26 protein-coding genes are annotated in these 22156 nt (G+C 69.5%); 18 read left to right on the forward strand and 8 right to left on the reverse strand.

Annotated elements, in window-relative coordinates; genetic code table 11:
• Positions 1 to 48: 48 nt before the first annotated feature.
• Positions 49 to 1098 (reverse strand): Gfo/Idh/MocA family oxidoreductase, encoded by a 1050-nt coding sequence (locus tag AB0N89_RS18620; RefSeq protein ID WP_364205884.1) that lies wholly within the window; start codon positions 1096 to 1098, stop codon positions 49 to 51.
• 56 nt (positions 1099 to 1154) lie between these two features.
• Between AB0N89_RS18620 and AB0N89_RS18625 the strand changes: the two genes are divergently transcribed.
• Together AB0N89_RS18625 and AB0N89_RS18630 are read left to right on the forward strand one after the other, a co-directional pair.
• On the forward strand, positions 1155 to 2243 hold the full coding sequence (locus tag AB0N89_RS18625; RefSeq protein WP_364205886.1) for an ROK family transcriptional regulator: 1089 nt from the start codon (positions 1155 to 1157) through the stop codon (positions 2241 to 2243).
• A 17-nt stretch (positions 2244 to 2260) separates the two neighbouring features.
• A complete protein-coding gene (locus tag AB0N89_RS18630; protein ID WP_364205888.1) occupies positions 2261 to 3799 on the forward strand; it encodes a glycosyltransferase 87 family protein in 1539 nt (512 codons plus the stop codon).
• Here AB0N89_RS18630 and AB0N89_RS18635 read toward each other — a convergent pair.
• The 3 genes from AB0N89_RS18635 to AB0N89_RS18645 all read right to left on the reverse strand — a co-directional run bounded on the left by AB0N89_RS18635 (position 3756) and on the right by AB0N89_RS18645 (position 5228).
• Positions 3756 to 4091 carry a hypothetical protein gene (locus AB0N89_RS18635; protein ID WP_364205890.1) on the reverse strand — a complete coding sequence of 112 codons (336 nt, stop codon included), beginning with the start codon at positions 4089 to 4091 and terminating at the stop codon, positions 3756 to 3758. The genes AB0N89_RS18630 and AB0N89_RS18635 overlap by 44 nt on opposite strands.
• 44 nt (positions 4092 to 4135) lie before the next feature.
• Positions 4136 to 4336, reverse strand: a complete 201-nt coding sequence (locus AB0N89_RS18640; protein ID WP_364205891.1) for a hypothetical protein — start codon at positions 4334 to 4336, stop codon at positions 4136 to 4138.
• Positions 4337 to 4448: 112 nt separating this feature from the next.
• Positions 4449 to 5228: a deoxyribonuclease IV gene (locus tag AB0N89_RS18645; protein WP_364205893.1), complete on the reverse strand. Its 780-nt coding sequence runs from the start codon at positions 5226 to 5228 to the stop codon at positions 4449 to 4451.
• 121 nt (positions 5229 to 5349) lie between these two features.
• On the opposite strand from AB0N89_RS18645, the gene AB0N89_RS18650 reads away from it, so the two are divergent.
• From AB0N89_RS18650 to AB0N89_RS18710, 13 genes are all read left to right on the forward strand, one after another.
• Entirely contained in the window at positions 5350 to 6147 is a 798-nt protein-coding gene (locus AB0N89_RS18650) for a hypothetical protein (RefSeq protein WP_364205895.1), read from the forward strand.
• 124 nt (positions 6148 to 6271) lie between these two features.
• Positions 6272 to 7171: a hypothetical protein gene (locus AB0N89_RS18655; protein ID WP_364205897.1), complete on the forward strand. Its 900-nt coding sequence runs from the start codon at positions 6272 to 6274 to the stop codon at positions 7169 to 7171.
• Between the two features lie 118 nt (positions 7172 to 7289).
• Entirely contained in the window at positions 7290 to 8171 is an 882-nt protein-coding gene (locus tag AB0N89_RS18660; RefSeq protein ID WP_364205899.1) for a hypothetical protein, read from the forward strand.
• 102 nt (positions 8172 to 8273) lie between these two features.
• Positions 8274 to 8597 (forward strand): 30S ribosomal protein S6, encoded by a 324-nt coding sequence (rpsF, locus tag AB0N89_RS18665; protein WP_005168119.1) that lies wholly within the window; start codon positions 8274 to 8276, stop codon positions 8595 to 8597.
• Positions 8598 to 8614: 17 nt separating this feature from the next.
• Positions 8615 to 9121, forward strand: a complete 507-nt coding sequence (locus AB0N89_RS18670) for a single-stranded DNA-binding protein (RefSeq protein WP_005168120.1) — start codon at positions 8615 to 8617, stop codon at positions 9119 to 9121.
• Positions 9122 to 9204: 83 nt separating this feature from the next.
• On the forward strand, positions 9205 to 9453 hold the full coding sequence (gene rpsR, locus AB0N89_RS18675) for a 30S ribosomal protein S18 (RefSeq protein WP_005168122.1): 249 nt from the start codon (positions 9205 to 9207) through the stop codon (positions 9451 to 9453).
• Between the two features lie 12 nt (positions 9454 to 9465).
• Complete coding sequence (gene rplI, locus AB0N89_RS18680) at positions 9466 to 9921, forward strand: 50S ribosomal protein L9 (RefSeq protein WP_005168124.1); 456 nt, start codon at positions 9466 to 9468, stop codon at positions 9919 to 9921.
• A gap of 155 nt (positions 9922 to 10076) precedes the next feature.
• Entirely contained in the window at positions 10077 to 10484 is a 408-nt protein-coding gene (locus AB0N89_RS18685) for a hypothetical protein (protein ID WP_364205901.1), read from the forward strand.
• Positions 10484 to 11083, forward strand: a complete 600-nt coding sequence (locus AB0N89_RS18690) for a DUF3558 domain-containing protein (protein ID WP_364205902.1) — start codon at positions 10484 to 10486, stop codon at positions 11081 to 11083. Before AB0N89_RS18685 ends, AB0N89_RS18690 begins: the two co-directional genes overlap by 1 nt.
• Before the next feature lie 3 nt (positions 11084 to 11086).
• Positions 11087 to 12460, forward strand: a complete 1374-nt coding sequence (locus AB0N89_RS18695) for a PPE domain-containing protein (RefSeq protein WP_364205904.1) — start codon at positions 11087 to 11089, stop codon at positions 12458 to 12460.
• A gap of 97 nt (positions 12461 to 12557) precedes the next feature.
• Positions 12558 to 13355 (forward strand): ESX secretion-associated protein EspG, encoded by a 798-nt coding sequence (locus AB0N89_RS18700; protein WP_364205906.1) that lies wholly within the window; start codon positions 12558 to 12560, stop codon positions 13353 to 13355.
• A gap of 477 nt (positions 13356 to 13832) precedes the next feature.
• Positions 13833 to 15242 carry a replicative DNA helicase gene (gene dnaB / locus AB0N89_RS18705; protein WP_364205992.1) on the forward strand — a complete coding sequence of 470 codons (1410 nt, stop codon included), beginning with the start codon at positions 13833 to 13835 and terminating at the stop codon, positions 15240 to 15242.
• Between the two features lie 112 nt (positions 15243 to 15354).
• Positions 15355 to 15477 (forward strand): hypothetical protein, encoded by a 123-nt coding sequence (locus tag AB0N89_RS18710; RefSeq protein WP_364205908.1) that lies wholly within the window; start codon positions 15355 to 15357, stop codon positions 15475 to 15477.
• A 6-nt stretch (positions 15478 to 15483) separates the two neighbouring features.
• Here AB0N89_RS18710 and AB0N89_RS18715 read toward each other — a convergent pair whose 3' ends face one another.
• On the reverse strand, positions 15484 to 16593 hold the full coding sequence (locus tag AB0N89_RS18715; protein ID WP_364205910.1) for an FAD-dependent monooxygenase: 1110 nt from the start codon (positions 16591 to 16593) through the stop codon (positions 15484 to 15486).
• Positions 16594 to 16664: 71 nt separating this feature from the next.
• On the opposite strand from AB0N89_RS18715, the gene AB0N89_RS18720 reads away from it, so the two are divergent.
• The gene (locus tag AB0N89_RS18720; RefSeq protein ID WP_364205912.1) at positions 16665 to 17345 is read left to right on the forward strand and encodes a TetR/AcrR family transcriptional regulator C-terminal domain-containing protein; all 681 of its coding nucleotides are present in this window, start codon (positions 16665 to 16667) and stop codon (positions 17343 to 17345) included.
• Here AB0N89_RS18720 and AB0N89_RS18725 read toward each other — a convergent pair.
• Positions 17337 to 18218, reverse strand: coding sequence for an aminoglycoside phosphotransferase family protein (locus AB0N89_RS18725; RefSeq protein ID WP_364205914.1), 882 nt, complete (start codon positions 18216 to 18218; stop codon positions 17337 to 17339). The two genes, AB0N89_RS18720 and AB0N89_RS18725, sit on opposite strands and share 9 nt — an antisense overlap.
• 65 nt (positions 18219 to 18283) lie before the next feature.
• On the opposite strand from AB0N89_RS18725, the gene AB0N89_RS18730 reads away from it, so the two are divergent.
• Entirely contained in the window at positions 18284 to 19471 is a 1188-nt protein-coding gene (locus tag AB0N89_RS18730) for a serine hydrolase domain-containing protein (protein ID WP_364205916.1), read from the forward strand.
• A 1-nt stretch (position 19472) separates the two neighbouring features.
• On the opposite strand, the gene AB0N89_RS18735 is transcribed toward AB0N89_RS18730, so the two are convergent.
• A complete protein-coding gene (locus AB0N89_RS18735; protein ID WP_364205994.1) occupies positions 19473 to 19955 on the reverse strand; it encodes a MarR family transcriptional regulator in 483 nt (160 codons plus the stop codon).
• Positions 19956 to 20039: 84 nt separating this feature from the next.
• On the opposite strand from AB0N89_RS18735, the gene AB0N89_RS18740 reads away from it, so the two are divergent.
• Positions 20040 to 21236 (forward strand): FAD-dependent monooxygenase, encoded by a 1197-nt coding sequence (locus AB0N89_RS18740; RefSeq protein ID WP_364205918.1) that lies wholly within the window; start codon positions 20040 to 20042, stop codon positions 21234 to 21236.
• Here the strand turns inward: AB0N89_RS18740 and AB0N89_RS18745 are convergent.
• Positions 21190 to 22149, reverse strand: coding sequence for a YafY family protein (locus tag AB0N89_RS18745; RefSeq protein WP_364205920.1), 960 nt, complete (start codon positions 22147 to 22149; stop codon positions 21190 to 21192). The genes AB0N89_RS18740 and AB0N89_RS18745 overlap by 47 nt on opposite strands.
• Positions 22150 to 22156 lie beyond the last annotated feature (7 nt).

Here is a 22156-nt window from a genome sequence, read left to right on the forward strand (position 1 = left end):
CCTTCCTTGCGCTAGACGCGAGGAAGGGGGCCTTTCCGTACTACGGGGCTAAAGAGTGACGACGCGCCGTTCCGCACCCGAAAGGTGGGCGGCTTCGATGACCCGGAGCGCTTCGACGGCGGAGGCGGGATCGACCGGGAAGTCGCCCTTGCCGAGGAGCGCGTCGCGCACCTGCGCGTAGAAGTCCTCGTAGCGGCCGACCTCGGTGGGCACGGTCTCGACGTCGTCGTTCACGCCGAGCACGCCGGCGTCCGACGGCGGTTCCACGGCCCAGCCGGGGTCACCGGGCCGCAGCCCGTCCTTGATCTGCGGCTCCTGGACGTCGAGGCCGTACTTCGTGAAGGTCGCCTTGTCGCCGAGCACGCGGAAGCGCGGGTTCCGGGTCCCCGCGAGCGCGGACGCCCACAGATGCGAGCGCACGCCGTTGGCGTGCCGAAGGGCGACGAAGACGTCGTCGTCGACGGACACCCCGGCGCGGCGCTTGTCGACCTCCGCGTAGACCTCGGTGACCGGTCCGAACAACTGGAGCGCCTGGTCGACGATGTGCGCGCCGAGGTCGTAGAGCAGCCCGCCCGCCTCGGCGGGATCACCGAACTCGCGCCAGTTGTCGCGCGGCTTCGGCACCCAGCGGTCGTAACGGGACTCGAAGCGGAAGACGCCGCCGAGGCCGCCCTCGTCGAGGACCTTCCGGACGGTGAGGAAGTCCGAGTCGAACCGGCGGTTCTGGAACACCGTCAGGCCGACGCCCTTGGCCTTCGCGGCTTCGACGACCTTCGCCGCTTCGTCCGCCGTCGGCGCGAAGGGCTTGTCGACGACGACGGGCAGACCAGCCTCGATCGCCCGGAGCGCGAGCGGGACGTGTGTGCGGTTCGGCGTGCTGATGACGACCAGGTCCAGTTCGCCCGCCTTGGCGAACAACGCGTCGGCGTCCGGCAGCACGTCCGCGGCCGGATAGTCGGCGCTGGCCTGCCCGACCCGGTCCGGATTCGAGGTGACGATCGCGGCCGGGGTGAGCCCCGGCGTCGCGTCGACCAGCGGGGCGTGGAAGACGCGCCCGCCGGTGCCGTATCCGAAGATCCCCACTCGCAAGTCAGCCATGCGCTCCATTAAACAACAGTGTTGCGTAATCAGCCAGTCATGGCAGGATGCGCGCTATGCCGGAGACCGGGGTCAATCTGCGCGGGCTGCGCCAGCACAATCGGGCGTTGCTGCTCACGCACATCCTGCGCGCGGGCGGCCTCAGCCGCGTCGAGCTCGCCGAGCGCACCCGGCTCACGCAGCAGGCCGTCTCGAAGATCGTCCCCGAACTGCTCGAAGCCGGCTTGCTGGACGAGGAACGCCAGCCCGCGGCCGGGGTCGGCAAACCGCGCACGCTGCTGCGGGTCCGCGCGGACGCCCGGTACGCGCTCGGCGCCCAGCTCGACCGGGACCACTACCGGGTGCTCGTGACCGGCCTGACCGGGAAGATCATCGCGTCCCATGGCGGGCCGCTCGCCCCGGGATTCACCCCCGACCAGGCCGTTTCCGCCCTCGGCGAAGCGACCGAAGCGCTGCTCGGCGGAGTCGGACGTGAACGCGTGCTCGGCCTCGGCGTCGGCTCCGTCGGACCGCTCGATCACCTCGAAGGGGTGGTCCGAGACGCCACGAACATGCCCGGCTGGCACCACGTCCCCCTGCGCGACCTCCTCGCGAAACGCACCGGGCTGCCCGTGCGGCTCGACAAGAACACCAACGCCGCCGCCTTCGCCCAGCAGTGGCCGGAGGGCGGCCAGGCCGCGACCGCCGTCGTCTTCGTCGGCACCGGGATCGGCGTCGGCCTGCTGATCGACGGCCGGGTGTACCGGGGGCCGCGGACCAACGCGGGCGAATTCGGGCACACCACGCTCGCCTTCGACGGGCCGCGCTGCGCGTGCGGGCGCCGCGGCTGCGTCGAGGTGCTGCACAACGCCGCGCCGACCACCGAAGAGGCGGCCGGACTGCTCGCGATCGGGCTCGCCGACCTCGTCCAGGTCCTCGACCTCGAGCGTGTCGTGCTGACCGGGCGTTCGGTCCGCGCGGAGCCGGAGGTGTACCGCGACACGGTCGCCGCGCGGCTGCGGGAACTGCTTCCTTTGCCGCACTGGCAACGGATCCAGGTCGATCTCGACGAGATGGGCGACGACGTCGTCGCGTTCGGCGCGGCGGCCGAGGTGCTCGCCGGGTTCTACGACAGTGGCGATGTCACCGGTTGGTCACCCGGATAGGCGCTAACATCCGCCACGTGTCCGACCAGACGACCCAGCCCGAGGCTCCGCTCTCCCTCACTCCCGGCGAGCGGGTCATCCCGAGCTGGAACGAACCGCTCGTGGCCGCGGCCTCCCGGCCGATCGGCGGACCGCTCGGCGAGCACGCGGCCGTGGGACGGCACTGGTTCTGGTCGCCGCAACGGGTCGGGCTGCTGCTGGCCTGTTTCGCGCTGCTGTTCTCGTGGTTCGGCAAAGCGTCCTGCATCCAGGAGTACACCGACGATTCCGGGACCCACCAGCTCGACTGGCGAGCGGGCCGCCCGTTCGTCGCGATGTGCTACTCGGACATCATCCCGCTCTACAGCTCCGAGCGGCTGAACGATCCGGACACCTTCCCTTACGTCACTTCGTGGACCGAGGACGCGGGCACGGCGAAGGAGACGACGCGGTACATGGAGTACCCGGTCGCGACCGGGCTGTTCCAGTGGATCAACGCGAAGCTCACCGAAGCCTGGCTCTCGGCCGCGGAATCGGGCTGGCTGCCCGGCGCGCTCCCGGTCGCCGTCTACTTCAACATCTCGGCGCTCTGGCTCGCGCTGGCCTGGCTCGTCACCGTGTGGGCGACCGGACGATCGCTGAAACGCCGCCCGTGGGACGCGGTGCTGGTGGCGATCTCGCCGCTGGCGCTGGTGCACGTCTTCACCAACTTCGACGCCATCGCGACCGCGTTCACCGCGACCGCGCTGCTCGCGTGGGCCCGGAAACGGCCCGAGGTCGCGGGATTCCTGCTCGGCCTCGGCGCGGCGGCGAAGCTGTATCCGCTGCTCCTGCTCATCCCGCTGTTCTTCCTGTGCCTGCGCGCGGGCAAGGTCAAACAGTGGGCGCTGACCGCCGGGCTCGCCGCGGCGACGTTCGTGGTGGTCAACGTCCCGTTCGCGCTCGCCGCGCCGACCGGCTGGTGGGAGTTCTTCCGGCTCAACACGGCGCGCCCGATGGACCCGGACTCGCTCTACAACGTGATCTCCCATCTGTCCGGCTGGGCCGGTTTCGACGGGAAACTCGTCACGGGCCAGACACCGGTCGTGCTCAACACCGTCGCCGCGGTGCTGTTCATCGCCGCCTGCGCCGGCATCGGGTACATCACGCTGAAGGCGCCGCGCCGTCCTCGGCTCGGCCAGCTGGCGTTCCTCGTGGTGGCCGCGTTCCTGCTGACCAACAAGGTGTGGAGCCCGCAGTATTCGCTGTGGCTGGTGCCGCTGGCCGTGCTCGCGATCCCGCGCTGGCGGCTGCTGCTCGGCTGGATGATCATCGACGCGCTGGTCTGGGCGCCGCGGATGATGTACTACCTCGGCGTCGACCACAAGGGCCTGCCCGAGGACTGGTTCCTCGGCACCGTCGTGGTCCGCGACCTCGCGGTGCTGGGCCTGTGCGCGCTGGTGATCCGCGACATCCACCAGCCACGCACAGACCCCGTCCGCCTCGCCGGTGACGACGATCCGGTGGGCGGTTTCCTCGACGGCGCCCCGGACGCTAAGCGCGTCTCAACACCTCGGGTCCAGGACGCTCCAGCTTGAGGTGCTTGCCGAAGTCGTCGGAACCGAAGTCGTCGATCCGGACGACGACGGCCTCCGGCGAGGTTTCGACGAGACGGCAGGTGAACCAGTCGTCGCCGTACTTGACCGACCAGCGGTCGGCGAGGACGGCGAGCCCTTCGGCCTCCAGCAACGCGACGGAGTCGTCGAAAGCGGCGGGCCCGCCGAGCGGGTAGCCGAAAACGGTCAGGGCCTGCCAACGGGTTTCCGCGGCGGGGGCGACGTAGCCGACGTGCTCGCCGTCCTCCGCCCGGTACACGGTCCGGTTCTTCATGCGGTTCAGGTTCGACCCTCCCGCCACGTGAGGGTCAAGCCGATTCAGCGGACGACGTAGCCGCCCGTGCTCGTCGGGAAGAACGGCACCGGGCCGGTGCACGGCAGGACGTCGTGCTCGATACCGCCGTAGGCCCAGCTCCAGCCGATCCGGTCGTGCCCGCGCGGCTCGTCCTGGACCGAGAAGCCGACCCGGCGGCCGACGACGGTGACCGGGAGGCCCGGGATGTCGGCGCGTTCGATCACGCCGGTCAGGACGGCGAGGCTTCCGCCCCGGCCTCCCGCGCGGGTAGCACGGGCCGGTCCGTGAAGGCCTCCTTGAGGGACTCTGGGTCCCTCAAGGAGGCCTTCACGGACTTCAGGCGGAGGCGATCCGCTCGCGCAGGTAGGCGATGTCGGCGGCCTGGCCGTCGGCCGGGGTCTCGACGATCACGGGCGCGCCCGCCTCCGCCGCGACCGCGGCCAGCACCTCGGGGTCGATCGTGCCGTCGCCGCCGACGACGTTGGCGTGCCGGTCCCGCGTGGAACCGAACTCGTCGCGCGAGTTGTTGAGGTGGACCAGGTCGATCCGGCCGGTGATGGCCTTGACCTTCTTGACCGCCTCGGTCAGGTCCCAGCCCGCCGCGTACGCGTGGCAGGTGTCGAAACAGAAACCCGCGCCGAATTCGCCGACCTTGTCCCAGAGCCGGGCGATCGTGTCGAGGTCGCGGGTCATCGCGTTGTCGCCGCCCGCGGTGTTCTCGATCAGGATCGGCACGGCGAAGCCGCCCTTTTCCTGTTCACGCTCGAAAAGCTTGCGCCAGTTGACGAGACCTTCTTCGACGTCTTCCGAGGAACCGACGTGGCCGCCGTGCACGACGAGCCCTTTCGCGCCGATTTCGGCCGCGCCGTTCGCGTGCTGGGTGACGTTCTTCCGCGACGGGATCCGGATGCGGTTGTTCATCGACGCCACGTTGATCAGGTACGGCGAGTGGATGAACACCTCGACCGGCGATTCCTTGATCGCTTCGCCGTGCGGGTGAGGTTTGGGAGCCTTCCAGCCCTGCGGGTCGGAGAGGAAGAACTGGAGGACCTCGGCGTCGCGTTCGGCGACCGCGGTGAGGGGATCGTCGTCGCGGACATGGGCACCGATTTTCATGCTGGCAACTTACCCTCGCCGCTTTTTCCCCGGCGCGGACCGGATGGTCACGCTCGTGGGGTAGCGTGAGCGCGTTCCGTTAAAACCGCGTTGGGTCTTTGAGGGGCGGAGGACGAACTCGATGGGGAAGACTGCCGGGCGGATCACGGCTTGGGGATTCGCTTTTTCGGTCACGGCCGGACTCGCGTTCCCTATGACCGCGACGGCCGCCGAAGAGCCGAGTCCGACCTTGTCCGGCGAATGCGCTTCGACGCTGCAGAACGGGAAGACCGCCGACGGCCTCGTTCTCGACGCGGGCGCCCCGATCAACTCGCCCGAGGCTTTGACGGTCGGTTTGGACTCGAAGGCAAAGACCGCCAAGGGCAAGAAGCCGCTGCTTTCGCTCCCGGTCGGCGATGTGGTCAAGGCGACCGGCCTGACCGACAACCAGGTCGGCGACCTCGTCGCGCAGGGCGTCTGCAAGCCCGCGCAGGGCGCGGTGAACGCGGTCGGGAACCTGACCCAGGGCGTCGTCAAGGAGGTTCCGGGACTCCCGGAGATCCCGCCGACGAACCCGCCGAAGCCCGAGCCGCCGAACCCGCAGCCTCAGCCCCCGAAGCCCCAGCCCGGCGGCCCGGGCAGTGAACTCCCGGTCGAGACCGGTCCGGGTTCCTCCACCGGTATCGGCGGCGACTCGATCGCCGGCGTCATCAGCAACGCGGCGCTGCTGCCCGGCAACTTCGTCCAGGCGCCGGTGATCACCGAGATCATCCCGGGCGAGGTCCCGCCGCCCACCGTCGACGAGAAGGACACCGGCAACGCGCAGGCCGTCCAGGCTCCGGTCACCCCGGCGAAGCTGCCGCTGCTGCTCGCGGTGCTGGCGCTGGCCGTCGTCGCCGCCGCGCTGGTCCGTGCCTGGCTGCGAGGCAAAACCGCCTGACCTTCACCCTCGGTGACGCCCGCTTCCACTCGAATGCCTGACCTCTTCGAGTGAGCGGGCGTCACTTGTCTCCGTTAGCGTCGTTATCCGGGTAGGTGACCCCGACGACGGAGGAGTCGAAGGCATGCGCGAACGGACACGGAGGGCGACCGCCCTGGGTGCCTCGGCCTTCATTCTCGCGGGCTCGGCAGCCCTCGCCATGCCCGGCACGGCCGCCGCCGCGGAGACCAAGACCGCCACCTGCGGCGGTTCGGTGACCGCCAAACCCGGCGACAAGATCCTCGGCAAGACGCCGCTGCTCGGCATCCCGCTCGACCTCGGCACCGCCGGACCGGTCACCGGCGTGCTCACGGGCACGATCAACGCACTGCTCGGCACGGTCTGCAAGGTGACGGTGACCGTGGTGAACGCCGTCGTCGCGCCGGTCCCGGTCATCGGCGAACCCGCCGCGGAAGCGCTCAACGGCGCCGTCGCGGGCACCACCCAGGCCCTCACCGGCGGCGGGAAACCCGCTCCCGGCACCCAGCCCCAGCCTCAGAAACCCGGCACCGGCACACCCGGCACCGGCAATCCGCAGACCGGCGGCCCCGGCGGCACCCCGGCCCAGGGCGGCACTCCCGCGGGCGGCGGGATCCCCGCCGCGAACAGCCCGCTGCTACCCGGCACCTTCACCCCGAACTTCGGCGGCCTGCCGTTCGGCGTCAGCACGGGCTACGCCCCGATGCGCGACTACAGCTCCATCCCGATGGCGACGGCTGGTCTCTTCAGCCCGTCGCCGGGGATCCGGTACGGCGGGCAGATCCCGGGTTACGCGCCGCAGTTCGGCATCGCCGCCGAGGGTGAGAACCCCGCCGGGAATCCGGACGTCCAGAACGCGGGACAGGCCGAAGCGCTACCGAGCGTGAGCGACGGATTCACTCAGGACGGGAAACTGCCGCTGCTGATCGCCGTTTTGGCACTCTCCGGAGTCAGCGCGGGCCTGGTCCGCACCTGGGTCCTCCGCCGAATGGCCGCTACAAGTTAGTCCTACCGCCTAGTATCTTTCTGGTCACTCCCTCGTTATCCCCGTTGGCAGTGTTTTTCCCGCTGGTGAAAACCAGATGCGCTGCCCCACGCCCCCACCGACCCGGAGGATCGCGCTCGTGCGGAAGACCACCATCTGGCAGACCACCCGCAAGGCGCTCACCGTCACCGCACTCGCGACCATGGTCACCGGCGGCGCGCTCCTGACGGCGGGCACCGCGTCGGCGGCCACCACCCTCGCGAACGCGTGCAGCGGCACGGTCAACGGCGGGATGGGCGACACCGTCGCGATCACCGGCACCTCGGTCAAGGAACTGGTGCGCGCGGGCGCGAAGGAAGCGGGCACGCTCGCCCTCTACGACGTCGCCGCGAACGACATCGCCAAGGTCAACACCATCACCGTCGGCACGGTCCCGCAGTCGGCGGGCGGCCCCGTCGAGGCGAAGGCGATCGGCACGGCCGTGCGCAAGGCGGTCAAGGACACCAAGTCCTGGGGCCTCGGGCTCAACCCCGAGAAGACCCTGGACAGCATCGAGCACAAGGTCGCCGGCAGCTGCGGCCTCACCACGGTCGCCACGAACTACGTCGCGCCCACGCTGCCGACGCCCAGCACCACGGCCCCGCAGCAGGGCGGCACCGGCGGCGCCGCGAACGGCGCCCCGTCGAGCACGAACCTGCTGCCGGGCGGCAGCAACGGCACCGGCTACGCCCCGCCGCGCGACTACGGCAACCTGCCGGTCGCGCAGCCGGGTGTCGCCGTCGCGCCGGGCGTGCGTTACCCGGCCAACAGCCCGCTCCCGGGTGAAGGCGCCCCGCAGTACGGCACCGACGGCCAGGCCGGACAGGGCCCCGACGTCCGCAACGCGGGCAACGCCGAGGCGCTCGCGACCGACGGCATGCCCGGCGGCGACGTCCAGCTGCCGATGCTGCTCGCGGTGCTCGTGCTCGCCGGCGTGACCGCCGGGCTGGTGCGCACCTGGGTCCTGCGCCGCGTCTCCTGACGCCCGTTTCCGGGGCGCCGGACGCCGCCAGGTACGCTTACCTGGACAAACCCTCCTGCCACGGACAGTCCGTGGCCGCGAGCCCATAGGAGGTGAGTGGTTGTGTCACGCCATTACGAGGTAATGGTCATCCTCGACCCCACGCTCGACGAGCGTACGGTCGCCCCGACCCTGGACAACTTCCTCAACGTGATCCGCACTTCGGGCGGAAGCGTGGAGAAGGTCGACGTCTGGGGGCGCCGCCGCCTTTCGTACGAGATCAAGAAGCACGCCGAGGGCATCTACGCGCTCCTCGACCTGAACTCGACTTCGGAAGCGGTCAAGGAGCTGGACCGTCAGCTCTCGCTGCAGGAGACCGTGCTCCGCACCAAGGTCATGCGCCGCGAGATCAAGCCGGCCAAGCCCGTCGCCGCCGCCAAGGCCTGAGCCGAAGGACTTTTCCGATGGCTGGAGACACCGTCATCACGGTGATCGGCAACCTCACGTCCGACCCGGAGCTTCGCTTCACCCCTTCCGGTGCGGCGGTCGCGAACTTCACCGTCGCGTCCACCCCGCGCACGCTGGACCGTCAGTCCGGCGAGTGGAAGGACGGCGAGGCCCTGTTCCTGCGCTGCAACATCTGGCGTCAGGCGGCCGAGAACGTCGCCGAGTCGCTGACGCGTGGCGCGCGAGTCGTCGTGCAGGGGCGCCTCAAGCAGCGGTCTTTCGAGACCAAGGAAGGCGAGAAGCGCACCGTCGTCGAGCTCGAGGTCGATGAGATCGGCCCGTCGCTGCGCTACGCCACCGCCAAGGTGAACAAGGTCAGCCGTGGCACCGGTGGCGGTGGCGGCGGCTTCGGTGGTGGCGGCGGCGGTGGCCAGAGCGCCCCGCCCGCCGACGACCCGTGGGGTTCCGCCCCGCCCGCCGGTGGCGGCGGTGGCGGCGGTTTCTCCGACGAGCCGCCCTTCTGACAGGCAGAGGTGCGTCCACCGCGGGCGAAAGCTCCGCGAGACGCCTCGAGACAACCACTACGTAGAAATCCAGGAGTAATACCGTGGCCAAGCCACCCATCCGCAAGCCCAAGAAGAAGGTCTGCGTTTTCTGCAAGGCCGAGAAGAAGGGCCGCCCGGAGAACATCGACTACAAGGACACCAACCTGCTTCGGAAGTACATCTCCGACCGCGGGAAGATCCGTGCCCGCCGGGTGACCGGCAACTGCAGCCAGCACCAGCGTGACATCGCCATCGCGGTCAAGAACTCGCGTGAGATGGCGCTGCTGCCCTACACCTCGACCGCGCGCTAAGGAGGCACGTCAATGGCGAAGATCATTCTCACCACCGACGTCGCCAACCTCGGTGGGCCCGGCGACATCGTCGAGGTCAAGGACGGCTACGCACGCAACTACCTGCTCCCCCGTGGCTACGCGATCGTGGCCACCAAGGGCGCGGAGAAGAACGTGCGCACGATCAAGCGGGCGCAGGAGAGCCGTCGCATCCGCGACCTCGACCACGCCAAGGAGATCAAGGCGACCCTGGAGGGCCTCGGCGCCATCCAGCTGAGCGGCAAGGCGGCCGAGGGCTCCAAGAAGCTCTTCGGTTCGATCACCACCGCCGAGATCGTGGACGCGATCAAGGCCGCGGGCGGCCCGCTGCTCGACAAGCGCGTCATCGAGCTGAAGGACCACATCAAGACCGTGGGCAAGCACTCGGTCGGCGCCCGCCTGCACCCCGACGTCCGCGTCGACGTGCGGCTCGAGGTCAAGGCCAAGTAACACCGCTTCGGCACAGGGCGGGACTTCTCCATTTCGGAGGGGTCCCGCCCTTTGTTTTACGGGGAACCGCACCCCGCCAGGCCACGTCTTAAGCTTGACTGGGGATCAAGGCATTATCGAGACTCGACGTCGAGGCACGGGGAGATCTGGACGCAATGGCTTACGACAGCAACGCCGAGCAGAACCGGCAGGAGAAGGTCACGGTGTCCGCGCCGGCGAACCCGGACAAGCCGTCGACGTCGGGCGGCGGTGGCGGCGGGTTCACCTTCGACAAGGACAAGATCGACGGCATCATCAAGAAGTGGACGGACCTGCAGGTCGAGCTCAAGAAGGACTTCGCCGACGCGAACCTGATGGCGAACGTCAAGGCGCCCGGCAAGGAGTTCGCGAGCGGTGACTGGGAGAAGCTGGCCAACCCGTCGGGCAAGGCGTTCCTGGAGCAGAACCAGAAGATGCAGGACTACGTCAAGAACTACATCGATCAGCTGACCGCCGCGAAGCAGAAGATCGCCACGAACGAAGCCGAGACGCAGTCCTCCCTGAACAAGCACAAGGCCGTGTGATGCGCCGTTCCCTCGTTCTCCTCGTCGCGGCGGGCGCGCTGGTCGCCGGCTGTTCCGGCACCAAGAACGGCACAGCCTCCTCGGAGCCGTCCTACACGACCGGGGCCGATGCCCCGAGCACCGCGAGCGGCTCGTCCGGCTCCGCGCCCCAGGTGCCGTCCCCGTTGAAGACCTCGTCGATCGAGTCCGACGCGTGCTCCGCGCTTTCCGCGGCGAAGCGGTCCGAGCTCGGCCTCGGCGAAGGCGAGCGGCGGACCACGAGCGTCGGACCCGGCTGCTCGATCTTCGCCGCCGACGACCGGCTGAACCAGATCGAGATCAGCCCGGTCCTCGCGAACAAGAACGGCCTCAGCGACGTCTACGACACGAAGGCCAACGACGAGTACTTCGAGCCGACCGAGGTCTCCGGGTACCCGGCGGTCTACGCGGCGGCGCTCGACGGCCGCAAGAGCGGCAAATGCGGTCTCTTCGTCGGCGTGACCGACCAGCTGGCCGTGAACATCCTGGTGCAGTACGACAACGGGCCCGGCGCGAGCGATCCGTGTCCCGTCGCGCTCAAAGTGGGGGAAGCGATGATCCAGACGTTGAAGGAGGGCTGACCCGTGTTCCTGCTGCCGATCATCGCCGGGTACTCGGCCTACAACCTGGCGACCACGAAATCCGGCGACTTCGAAGCGTCGGGCGGCGATCGCAAGATCGACTGCTACAACATCTGGGAGAAGATCGTCACCGGTCCGGGCACCGGGTCGATCCAGGAGGGGCAGGCCGCGGCGACCCGGCTCAAGGCCGGTTACCAGGACAGGCTGACCACCATCGACAACCTGTCGAAGGAGATGGACGCCGCCTGGACCGGCAAGAGCGCCGAGGCCGCGCAGCAGTCCGGCGCGCATCCGCTGCGGACGTGGATGGACGATTCCGGCAAGAAGCTGGCGGACTCCGACAAGTACCTCGGCGAGCAGAACACCGCGTTCACCACGGTGAAGGCGAAGGTGCAGCAGGTCCCGAAGGATCCGCCGAAGAACAACCTGCTCAACTCCATCACCCCGTGGACCACCGACACCGACCGCGCGATCCGGGACTACAACTCCAAGGGTCAGGCGAACGTCGACGCGTTCAACGAGTACTTCAAGTCCAGTTCCGAGAACGGCAAGGGGCTGCCCACCTACAACAAGATGGAGGGGCAGAACACCGACGTCGACGTGAACGGCGACGGCAAAGGCAAAGACAAGGACGGCGGCGGTCAGGGCGACCGCAACGGGAACAACGGCATGCCGGGCATCTCGACGCCGCCCGGTTCGATGCCGCCCGGCGGGATGCCGAACGTCCCCGGCTCGAACATGCCGGGCATCGGCACGCCGGGTTCGAACCTGCCCGGGTCCAACCTGCCCGGTGGCAACCTCCCGGGCAGCAACCTCCCGGGCAGCAACCTCCCGGGTTCGAATCTGCCGGGTTCGAATCTCCCGGGCTCGAACCTGCCCGGCGGGCAGTACAACCCGAACCTCCCCGGCAGCAACTACAAGCCGCCTGCCTGGGACGACGGGACGAGCGCGTCCGGCTTCACCCCGCCGAAGATCCCCGGCGCCGGCGGCTTCGGCCCGGGTGGCGGCGGAGGCGGTGGCGCCGGCTTCGGCGGCACCGACATCCCGGGCGCGGGCGGCTTCGGCCCGGACGGTGGCTTCGGCCCCGGTGGCGGCGGGTTCGGTCCCGGCTCCGGCAGCGGAGCGGCCATGCCCGGCAGCGCGGGCGCGATGGGCGGCGCGGGCATGGGTGGCGGCGCGGGTGGTGCCGGTTCCGGCGCCGGAGCGGGCCGCGGCGCGGGCGGGATGATGGGCGGCATGGGCGGCATGGGAGCCGGTGGCGCCAAGGGGAAGGGCGGCGAGGACGAGGAACGCAGCTCCAAGTTCCTGGTCGGCGACGACCCCAACGAGATCTTCGGAACCGACGAACTCACCGCACCGCCGGTGATCGGGGAGTAATACCCACGGCCGGGCCGGGCGCGTGCCAAGATTGGGGCCGCGCCCGGCTTGTCCTGTCCCGGGCTGGACGAACAAGAACGACTAGGGGGCAGTTCCGGTGCTGGACAAGCAGGTCACGATCACGACCGGCACCCTCATCACGCTGATCCGCCGCCGGGGCGGCGAGCCGCACACGATCCTGTCGGAAACCCCGACCTGGTACGACGAGGGCGCGCAGCGGGCCGAGGACGAGCGGACCAACGAAGAGCTGGCGCGCCAGGGTCTCTTCGGCGCGCGGGGCCTGCACCCCGGGTTCAAGGCGACGCTCGAAGCGATCGCCAGGCCGTCGCTGGAGTACTACGGCTGGGTCGACGGCGGGTTCGAAGGCAAGGCACTGAGCTTCACCGTGCTCGCGGGGAGCGCCGGCGGCGAGGGCTTCGTCCTCGCCCGCCACAGCGAGCACGACGGCGTCGCGCTCGCCTCGGTGCGGCCCGAAGAACTGCTCACCGAGTTCCTCGACCAGATCCCGAAGCTCACGCCGGGACGCGGGCGGCCGGTCGCCGTCCCGAAGAGTCAGGTCGAGACCTCGCGCTCGTCGTCGACGGCGCAGGACGAAGGTTTCGAGGTGCTTCGCAGCGGCCGTCAGAGCGCCGGCAGCCAGGAGGCGGACGAGCTTCGCCGCATCCTCGCGTTACGCCGTTTAGGGAGCGGGAGCCTGTATGTCGCCGCTCGCGGACGGAGCGGCGCGCGGCAGCGAATCGAACGCCCGGTGAACTACATCGATACGACCGAGGGCCGCTGGCTGACCGAGGAGATACCGGGAAGTGGCGAGCCGAGGATCGCCTTCACACCCGCCGACCAGCAGGTTCTCGGAGAACGACTACGGAGCGCACAGGGCAGGTTGTTCGCGTCCTGATTCCAGTGCCGTTCAGCCCACCGGGTCATCCCTCTACTCTGCGTGGTATTCATCCACAGGGCACCCCTGTGCGCCCTCGTGCGACACGCCGAACGACGTGTTTCGCCCGACACGCCGCAGAGACTTGAATGAAGTTCTCCACAGTGTCTCCACAGGCCCTGATCAGCACTTTTGTCAGACCATCCCAGCGTTGCCCACAAGTTGTACACAGGCTGCGGGTCACCTGTGAAGGGATGCCTGCAGTCATCCCCAGGTTATCCACAGGGCGGTCCCCAGGCGAAATTGCGCTGGTCCTTTCGGGGGGCCTACCGTGCCCGTCGGACCGGTACGCACAGTGGTGTTCGTCCGGCCCGGAGGTGGACGCAGGGGAGCGCCGGACGCCTGGGGGAGGGCGACCGGCGGGCGCAGGCGGAGTGACCGGGGAAAATCTGGCATAATCGAACGCGTGTTCGATGTCTTGAGGAGGTGGCAGCAGCGGTGGCGCTGACCGACGACCGCAATCCGATGTACTCGGAGTCCGACCCGGGTCCCAGCGACCCCGGTCCGCGCGGCGGCGAGTACGACCGCCAGCCTCCGCAGGACATCGCGGCCGAGCAGTCCGTGCTCGGCGGCATGCTGCTGTCGAAGGACGCCGTCGCGGACGTCATCGAAGCCCTCGGACCCGACGACTTCTACCGCCCCGCGCACCAGGCGATCTACGACGTCATCCTCGATCTCTACGGACGCGGCGAGCCCGCCGACCCGATCACCGTCTCCGCCGAGCTGGAACGCCGCGGCGAACTGGGCCGTGTCGGCGGCGCCCCGTATCTGCACACCCTGATCGCGACGGTGCCGACGGCGGCGAACGCCGGGTACTACGCGGAGATCGTCTCCGAGAAGGCCGTGCTGCGGCGCCTGGTCGAGGCGGGCACGCGGATCGTGCAGTACGGCTACGGCGCGGCCGCGGCGGACGGCGCGAACATCGACGAGGTCGTCGACCGCGCGCAGGCCGCGATCTACGACGTCACCGAGCGGCGCACCAGCGAGGACTACGTCGCGCTGGAAGAGCTGCTCCAGCCGACCATGGACGAGATCGACGCGATCGCCTCGCGCGGTGGGCAGTCGCAGGGTATCCCGACCGGGTTCGCCGACTTCGACGATCTGACCAACGGTCTGCACCCCGGCCAGATGATCATCGTCGCGGCGCGTCCCGGTGTCGGGAAATCGACCCTGGGACTGGATTTCGCGCGTTCGGCGTCGATCAAACACGGTCTGACCAGCGTCATCTTCTCGCTGGAAATGAGCAGGACCGAGATCGTCATGCGCATGCTCTCGGCCGAAGCGCGGATCCGCCTGGCGGACATGCGCGGTGGAAAGATGTCCGACGACGACTGGACGCGTCTCGCACGCCGGATGAGCGAGGTCTCCGAGGCGCCGCTGTTCGTCGACGATTCACCGAACATGACGATGATGGAGATCCGCGCGAAGGCCCGGCGGCTCAAGCAGCGGAACGACCTCAAGCTCGTCGTCCTCGACTATCTCCAGCTGATGACCTCGGGCAAGCGCGTCGAGTCGCGGCAGCAGGAAGTCTCGGAGTTCTCGCGGCAGATGAAGCTGCTGGCCAAGGAGATCGAGGTCCCGGTGATCGCGATCAGCCAGCTGAACCGTGGCCCCGAGCAGCGGACCGACAAACGCCCGATGCTGTCCGACCTCCGTGAGTCCGGCTCGCTGGAGCAGGACGCCGACCTCGTCATCCTGGTCAACCGGCCCGACGCGTGGGAGCGGGACGACCCGCGCGCCGGTGAAGCGGACCTGATCATCGCGAAGCACCGTGCCGGGCCGACGGCGACGATCACCGTCGCGCACCAGCTGCACTACAGCCGTTTCGTCGACCTGTCGCACGACTAGACAGGTTCAACGAAGGAAGTCGATGACGTCTCCTTCGTCAGTCCGGCCGCGACGACCTCGATGAGCTGCCCCTTGCCCCTGGCCGCCGCCAGGAATCCGGGCAGCGGTCAACGTGCAGATCCTGGGGCTCGCGGTGGCCAGGTACATCGTGCGGGTGGAGCCGATCGCCTCGGCGTCCGTCGACGACCTGGTCACCTCGTTCGGCCCGCTCGTGCAGCACTGCCTGACCGGGTGAACGACCTCAGTCCGGCTGGAAGAACGCGAGCATCTTCCGGGCGGCGTCCGGCGCTGCCAGGAGTTCCTGGACCCGCGCGGACATCCGGGCGGCGGCGCCGGTGCGTTCGAACATCTCGCGTTCGTACTCCTTGACGGCGGTGGGGACGTCGTCCGGACGCGCGGCCAGCGCGAGTCCGAGCCGGGCGCCGTCGAGCAGGGCCATGTTGGCGCCCTCGCCGACCGGTGGCATCAGATGCGCGGCGTCGCCGAGCAGCGTGACGTCCGGCGCCGGCTCCCAGGTCAGACCGATTGGCAGGGTGGTGATCGGACGCGGGACGACCAGGTCGTCACAGGCCTCGATCAGCGCGATGAACTTCGCGTCCCAGCCCGGAAGCAGCTCGATCAGCCGAGCCCGGGCGGCCGCCGGGTCGTCGAACGGGATCCCGCTGGTGGCGATCCAGTCCTCTCCGGTGCCGTAGAAGCTGAGCCCGATCCGGACGCGGCCGTCGCCGTTGCGCTGGGCCGCCAGGGACAACCCGTCGCCGAGCACCCAGTAGTTGCCGCGGCCGACCATCGCCGCGAGTCCGGGATGCGTGCGGTCGATGTCGGGGATGCCGATCTCGACGATGTTCTGCCCGAGGTGCATCGGACGGGCGTCGGTGAGCAGCGCGCGGACCCGGGAGTTCGCGCCGTCCGCGCCGACCAGCAGGTCGTACGCCGCGCTGCTTCCGTCGGCGAAGCGCACCACGCCGTTTTCCGCGGACTCGTACGCGTGTCCCCAGCGCACCGTGCCCTCGGGAAGGGAGTCCAGCAGCAGGTCACGCAGGTCGGCGCGGTCGACTTCGGGCCGCAGGAGCGGAGCGTCGTCAGGCGTGTCCTCCTGCAGCAGCAGGGTGCCGTCCGGCTCCAGAAGGCGCATGTCCTGACCTTCACCACGGGCGATCTCGAAGAACTCGTCGATCAGGCCGGCTTCGCGCAACGCCGGCTGGCCGGAATGGATGTCGAGCATGCCGCCCTGCCCGCGCGCGTCGCGTGACTCTTCACGCTCGTGGACGACGGACTCGATGCCGTTGACGTGCAGCACCCGGGCGAGAGCCAGGCCGCCGAGGCCCGCTCCGATGATGGCTATGGTCATGATCTTCCCCTCAGTCGATACAGCGTATTGATCAATACACTGTATCGCGCGATGCGTTGTATTGTCACCGCATGGTGGTGTGGGAGAGGCCGGAGCCGCCGAGTCGACCGGCCCTGGCCCCGCTGAGCCGGGAACGGATCGTGCAGGCGGCGATCCGGCTGGCCGACGCGGACGGCCTGGACGCGGTGTCGCTGCGCAAGGTCGCGACCGCGCTCGACGTCGGTCCGATGCGGCTGTACGGCTACATCGAGGGCAAGGAGGAGCTGCTCGACCTGATGGTCGACGCCACCCACGCCGAGATCCGCGCTTCCGGCGAGGGCTGGCGGGAGGTGCTGCGGTCGCACGCCGAAGCCATGCGTCGCGCCGTTCGGCGGCACGAATGGCTCGCCGACCTCCTCGGCGGCCGCCCCCAGCTCGGGCCGGAGGCGCTGGCCACCTCGGAGTCCGTGATGTCCGGACTGGACGACATCGGCGTGGACGAGATCATGCCGCTGGTCTCCGCGATCAACGCGTACACGATCGGCGCCGTGCGGCGTGAGATCGCCGAGCGACGGGCGGAGCGGGCGACCGGGATGGACGAGAAGCACTGGCAGGCCGAACTCGGGCCCTACCTGACGCGATCCTTCGCCACCGGCAAGCTGCCCGCGCTGGCCAAGGTGGTGCACGACGCCGTCCACCTCGACGCGGACGAGACCTTCCGGATCGGGCTCGACTGCCTGCTCGACGGCATCGAAGCCCGCATCTCACGCTGACGCGCGTTCGAGCGCGGCCCGGCCCGCCGGTTCCCAGGTCGGTTTACCCCCGGGGAGACCGCGCCTGCCGTCGCGCCCGATGGCGATCAGGTTCAGCGCGCGCAGGACGGCCCAGCCACGAGCCCGCGTGACGGTCGCGTCGTCCGCGACCTCGTAGGCGTCGAAGAACCGGCTCGCCGCACCGTCGGGCAGCAGGATCCAGGCGGCCGACAGATCGGTCGCGGGGTCCCCCGAGGTCAGGTCGCCGAAGTCGATGACGCCGGAGAGAGTCCCGTCCCGCACGATCACGTTCGCGGGATGCAGATCGCCGTGCAGCCAGATCGGCGGCCCGTCCCACGCGGGCACCGCGACGGCTTTCTCCCAGATCTCCCTGGCGTGATCGGCATCCACCTCGTCGGCGACCGCTTCCAGCGAACTGCCGAACCCGTCCCGCAGCGATGCCAAGGGAAGACCGCGTGTCGGGCTGACCGGCGCGTCCGCGGGTGCCCGCACATGCAGCGCGTCGAGGAAACCCGCGAGCGTCTCGGCCGCGCCGGCGCGGGTGATCGGCACGCGGTCCGCCGGTTCGCCGTCGACCCAGCGAGTGATCGTCCAGGTGTGCTCGAACAGGGCGGAAGGTTCACCGACGCGCACCGGGACGGGTGTCGGCAACGGCAGGCGATCGGCCAGCACGGGCAGCCACTTCTGCTCGGCGCGCAGCAGCGACGGGGCGCGCTCAGTGCGCGGCAGGCGGACGGCCAACTCCGGCCCGAGACGCCACTGCTGGTTGTCCCAGCCGCCTTCGACCTCGCGAAGCTCCAGCTCCGCCAGATCCGGATGCTGGTCCCGCAGCAACGCCCGCACCAGATCCCGCTCGTACCTGAACTCGTCCATGATCGAGGCTCCCATGTCAGCGACGTGACTGCCTCGTGTCAGCGAGGGCCGCGAACGTAGTCGCCATGAGGACATCACTGAGGGGTACCGAGAACATCGTCCGTCGGGCAGGCGTCACCGCGCTGGCGGCGGCACTGCTGACGGGCCTGGCCGTGCCGGCGGCGTCCGCCGCGCCCAACCGTCCGGAACTGCGGCAAGCCGCCCAGGAAATCGTCGACGCCGGGTACGCCGGGGTGCAGCTGCGCGTCCGCGACGGGCGGGGCGAATGGACCGGCAGCGCCGGGGTGCGCGAGCTGGGCGGGACCGCGAAACCGCCGACCGACGGGCATTTCCGGGTGGGCAGCACTTCGAAGAACTTCACCGCGACACTGATGCTGCAGCTGGTGGCCGAGGGCAGGATCGGGCTGGACACCCCGGTGGCGGGCTTCCTGCCCCGGTTCGGCCTGGACCCGCGGATCACGGTGCGGATGCTGCTGCAGCACACGAGCGGGCTGTTCAACCACACCGGCCAGTACAACCCGGACGGGACGGTCACGCCGGGCATCCCGTGGGCGGGCAAGGAATGGGTGGACCTGCGATTCCATACCTACCGGCCTGAGGAGCTGGTGCGGCTGGCGGTGTCCAAGCCCCTGATCTTCCAGCCGGGAACGAGCTGGAGCTACTCCAACACCAACTACGTCGTGGCCCGGCTGCTGGTCGAAAAGCTCACCGGCCGCGCCTTCGCCGACGAGCTGGACCGCCGGATCCTGAAGCCGCTCAAGCTGCGTGACACCTTGTCGCCGGGCGCCTGGTCCGGGATGCCCAAGCCGTACGCCCACGCCTACTACCGCTACGAAGACGCCGGTCAGTGGAAGACGATCGACGTCACCCACCAGAACCCGTCGTGGATCTCCAGCGCCGGGGACATGATCTCGACGACGAAGGATCTCCAGACGTACTTCTCCGCGCTGCAGAGCGGCAAGCTGCTCCCCGCCTGGCTGATGACCGAGATGCGCGAGACGCACCCCGGCAGCGAAAGCCTCTACGGCTTCTACGGCCTCGGGCAGTTCTCGCAGGACCTGGGTCCGGGCTGCGGCATCGTCCTCAACCACAACGGCAGCAACAACGGCTACGGGGCGATGATGTACAGCACCCCCGGCGGCAGCAGGACGATGACCGCGTCGATCACCACGGGCGACGCCGTGAACGACCCCGCGCAGAACTTCCCGGCCCTGCTGAACAAGCTGGTCAGGACCGTTTTCTGCGGTAAGTGAGCTAGTCCTCGTCGAGGTGCGCCAGCCTGGCGGTGAGGTCGTCGACGAAGCGGTCGAGGAGGCTGCCGAAGGTCTTGCGGTCCTCCACCGACCAGTCGGTCATCGCGTCGCCGAACCAGCCGAGGATGGTCCGCAGGTACCGGTCGGGGATCGCTCTCCCCTCCGGCGTCAGCTCGATCAGGCGCGCTCGCTGGTCGTCCGGGTCCGCGACCCGGACGACCAGCCCTTGCCGTTCCAGCCCGTTGAGGTGCCGGGTGACATGCGGCCCGACGACCTTCATGCGTTCGGCGATCTCCCCGACCCGCAGCGGCCGGTCGGCCGTGTGCAGGGTGACCAGCACCGTCATCGCGGGCCGGTCGAGGGAGATCTCGGCCCGTGCCATCGCCCGTTCGACCAGCTGACTGCGGTTGAGCACGGTGCCGAGCTGCGTGAGACGGGGGAGCACCGCCATCAGGTCGAGCTCCGGCGCGCCTGTGTCTTCCATCACACCTCATAAAGATACCTAAGTTAGGTATATAGTTGCTCTGAGCCCATAAGGATACCTAAGTTACCTATCCAAGGAGAACTCATGAGCACGGTCCTGATCTCCGGCGCCAGCATCGCGGGCCCGGCACTCGCCTACTGGCTGCACCGCTACGGCTTCGACGTCACGGTCGTCGAGAAGTCGGACGCCGTGCGCGGAGGCGGCTATCCCATCGACATTCGCGGCACGGCCGTGGACGCGGTCCGGCGGATGGGCGTCCTTCCCCAGCTCCAGGCCGCCCACATCAACACGCAAAAACTCACCTTCCTCGACGCCGACGGCGAGCGGATCACCTCGTTGCGGCCCGACGCGATCAACGGCGGCGTCGCGACCCGCGATCTGGAAGTACCCCGCGGCGATCTCACTTCCGTCCTCTACGACACGATCCGCGACGACGTCGAATTCCTCTTCAACGACTCCATCGCCACCCTGGACCAGCACCCCGACCGCGTGGACGTGCGCTTCCGCAGCGGCGCCGAACGCACCTTCGACCTCGTCGTCGGCGCCGACGGCCTGCACTCGAACACCCGCGCGCTGACGTTCGGGCCCGAAGAGCAGTTCCACCACTACATCGGCTACTGCTTCGCGGGCTTCACCATGCGAAACGACTTCAGGCTCTCCCGCGAAGGCGTCCTCTGGAACGTCCCTGGCCGGAGCGCCGCGCTCTACGCCGTCGGCGACGGCGACACGGTGCACGGCTTCCTGAGCTTCGTCCGCCCCGAGCCGCCCTTCGACGCCTTCCGGGACCCGGCCGCGCAGCGTGACCTGGTCGCCTCCGTCTTCTCCGGGGACGGCTGGCACATCCCGCGCATGGTCGACACCATGCGCGCGTCCGACGACCTCTTCTTCGACGTCGTCAGCCAGATCCGCATGCCGAAGTGGTCCAGCGGCCGGGTCGTGCTGGTCGGCGACGCCGCGCACGCGCCGTCGTTCCTCACCGGTCAGGGTTCGAGCCTCGCCCTGGTGGGCGCCTACCTGTTGGCCCGCGAACTGGCCATGACGACCGACCACACGGCGGCGTTCGACGCCTACGAACGGACCATCCGGGAGTACGTCGAGCTGAACCAGGCGCTGGTCACGGCGGGGAACTCGACCATGTTCCCGAGTACGCCCGAAGCCTTGGAGCAGCGCAATGCCATGTTGCGCCACCTGTCGTCCCTGCCCGAGGACGCGGAAAAGCCGGCGCATTCGGCACTCATCCTTCCCGAGCCCGCTCCGCGAGCCGTCCTGCCAGCGCGCTGACCAGGTCGCGAAGCTCGCCGGGACGCTCGATCACGAACGGCCGATCGAGCGCGGCGAGCAGCGGCGGGATCCAGTCCAGCCGCTGCGCCCGGATCCGGGCGCGGACCCCGTCGCCGTCCGCCTCCAGGACGGCCACGGACGGCGGGAAGACGGCGCGGACCTGCTCGGACGTCGCCTGGATCCGCACGGAGACGTCGTGCCGATGCGGTGTCTCGGCCAGCGCGGTCAGCACTCGCTCCGCCGGGTCGAAGCCGTCGGGCGTCTCGAAAGTCCCGGCTCGCGCCTCGGCCGCTTTGATCCGATCGACGCGGAAAGTGCGCACCTCGCCGCTGGCCGAGTCGAACCCGGTCAGGTACCAGCGTCCGGAGTGCGCCACCACGCCATACGGATGGACGACGCGTTCGCTGGCACCGCCGTGTCCGGCGAGATACGCGAGCTCGACCGGGCGCCGGTCCCGCGCGGCTTCCGCGACGGTGAGCAGCACCTCGGCCTCGGTGGAGAGGGGCTGCCGGGCGGGCCCGGTGAAGTCGGCGGTCTCCAGCAGCGCGTCCAGCCGTCGGCCGAGCGCTTCGGGGAGCACCCGGCGGACCTTCGCGACCGCGCTCTCGGCGGCCGCGACCGACGTGGTGATCAGCCCTGCCCGCCGTCCCGCGACCAGGCCGAGCAGGACAGCGAGGGCCTCCTCGTCGGTGAGCATCAGCGGCGGCATCCGGTAGCCCGGCGCCAGGCGGTACCCGCCGTACCGGCCGCGCACCGAACGGATCGGGATGTCCAGGTCGAGGAGGTGTTCGGCGTACCGGCGGACGGTGCGCTCGTCGACGTCGAGCCGTCTCGCGAGCTCGGCGACGGTGCGCGTCCCGCCGCTCTGGAGGATCTCCAGCAGCGCGAGCACGCGGGCGATGGGCCTGGTCACAGCCTCA

Source organism: Amycolatopsis sp. NPDC089917 (assembly GCF_040684635.1).
Taxonomy (GTDB): Bacteria; Actinomycetota; Actinomycetes; order Mycobacteriales; family Pseudonocardiaceae; genus Amycolatopsis.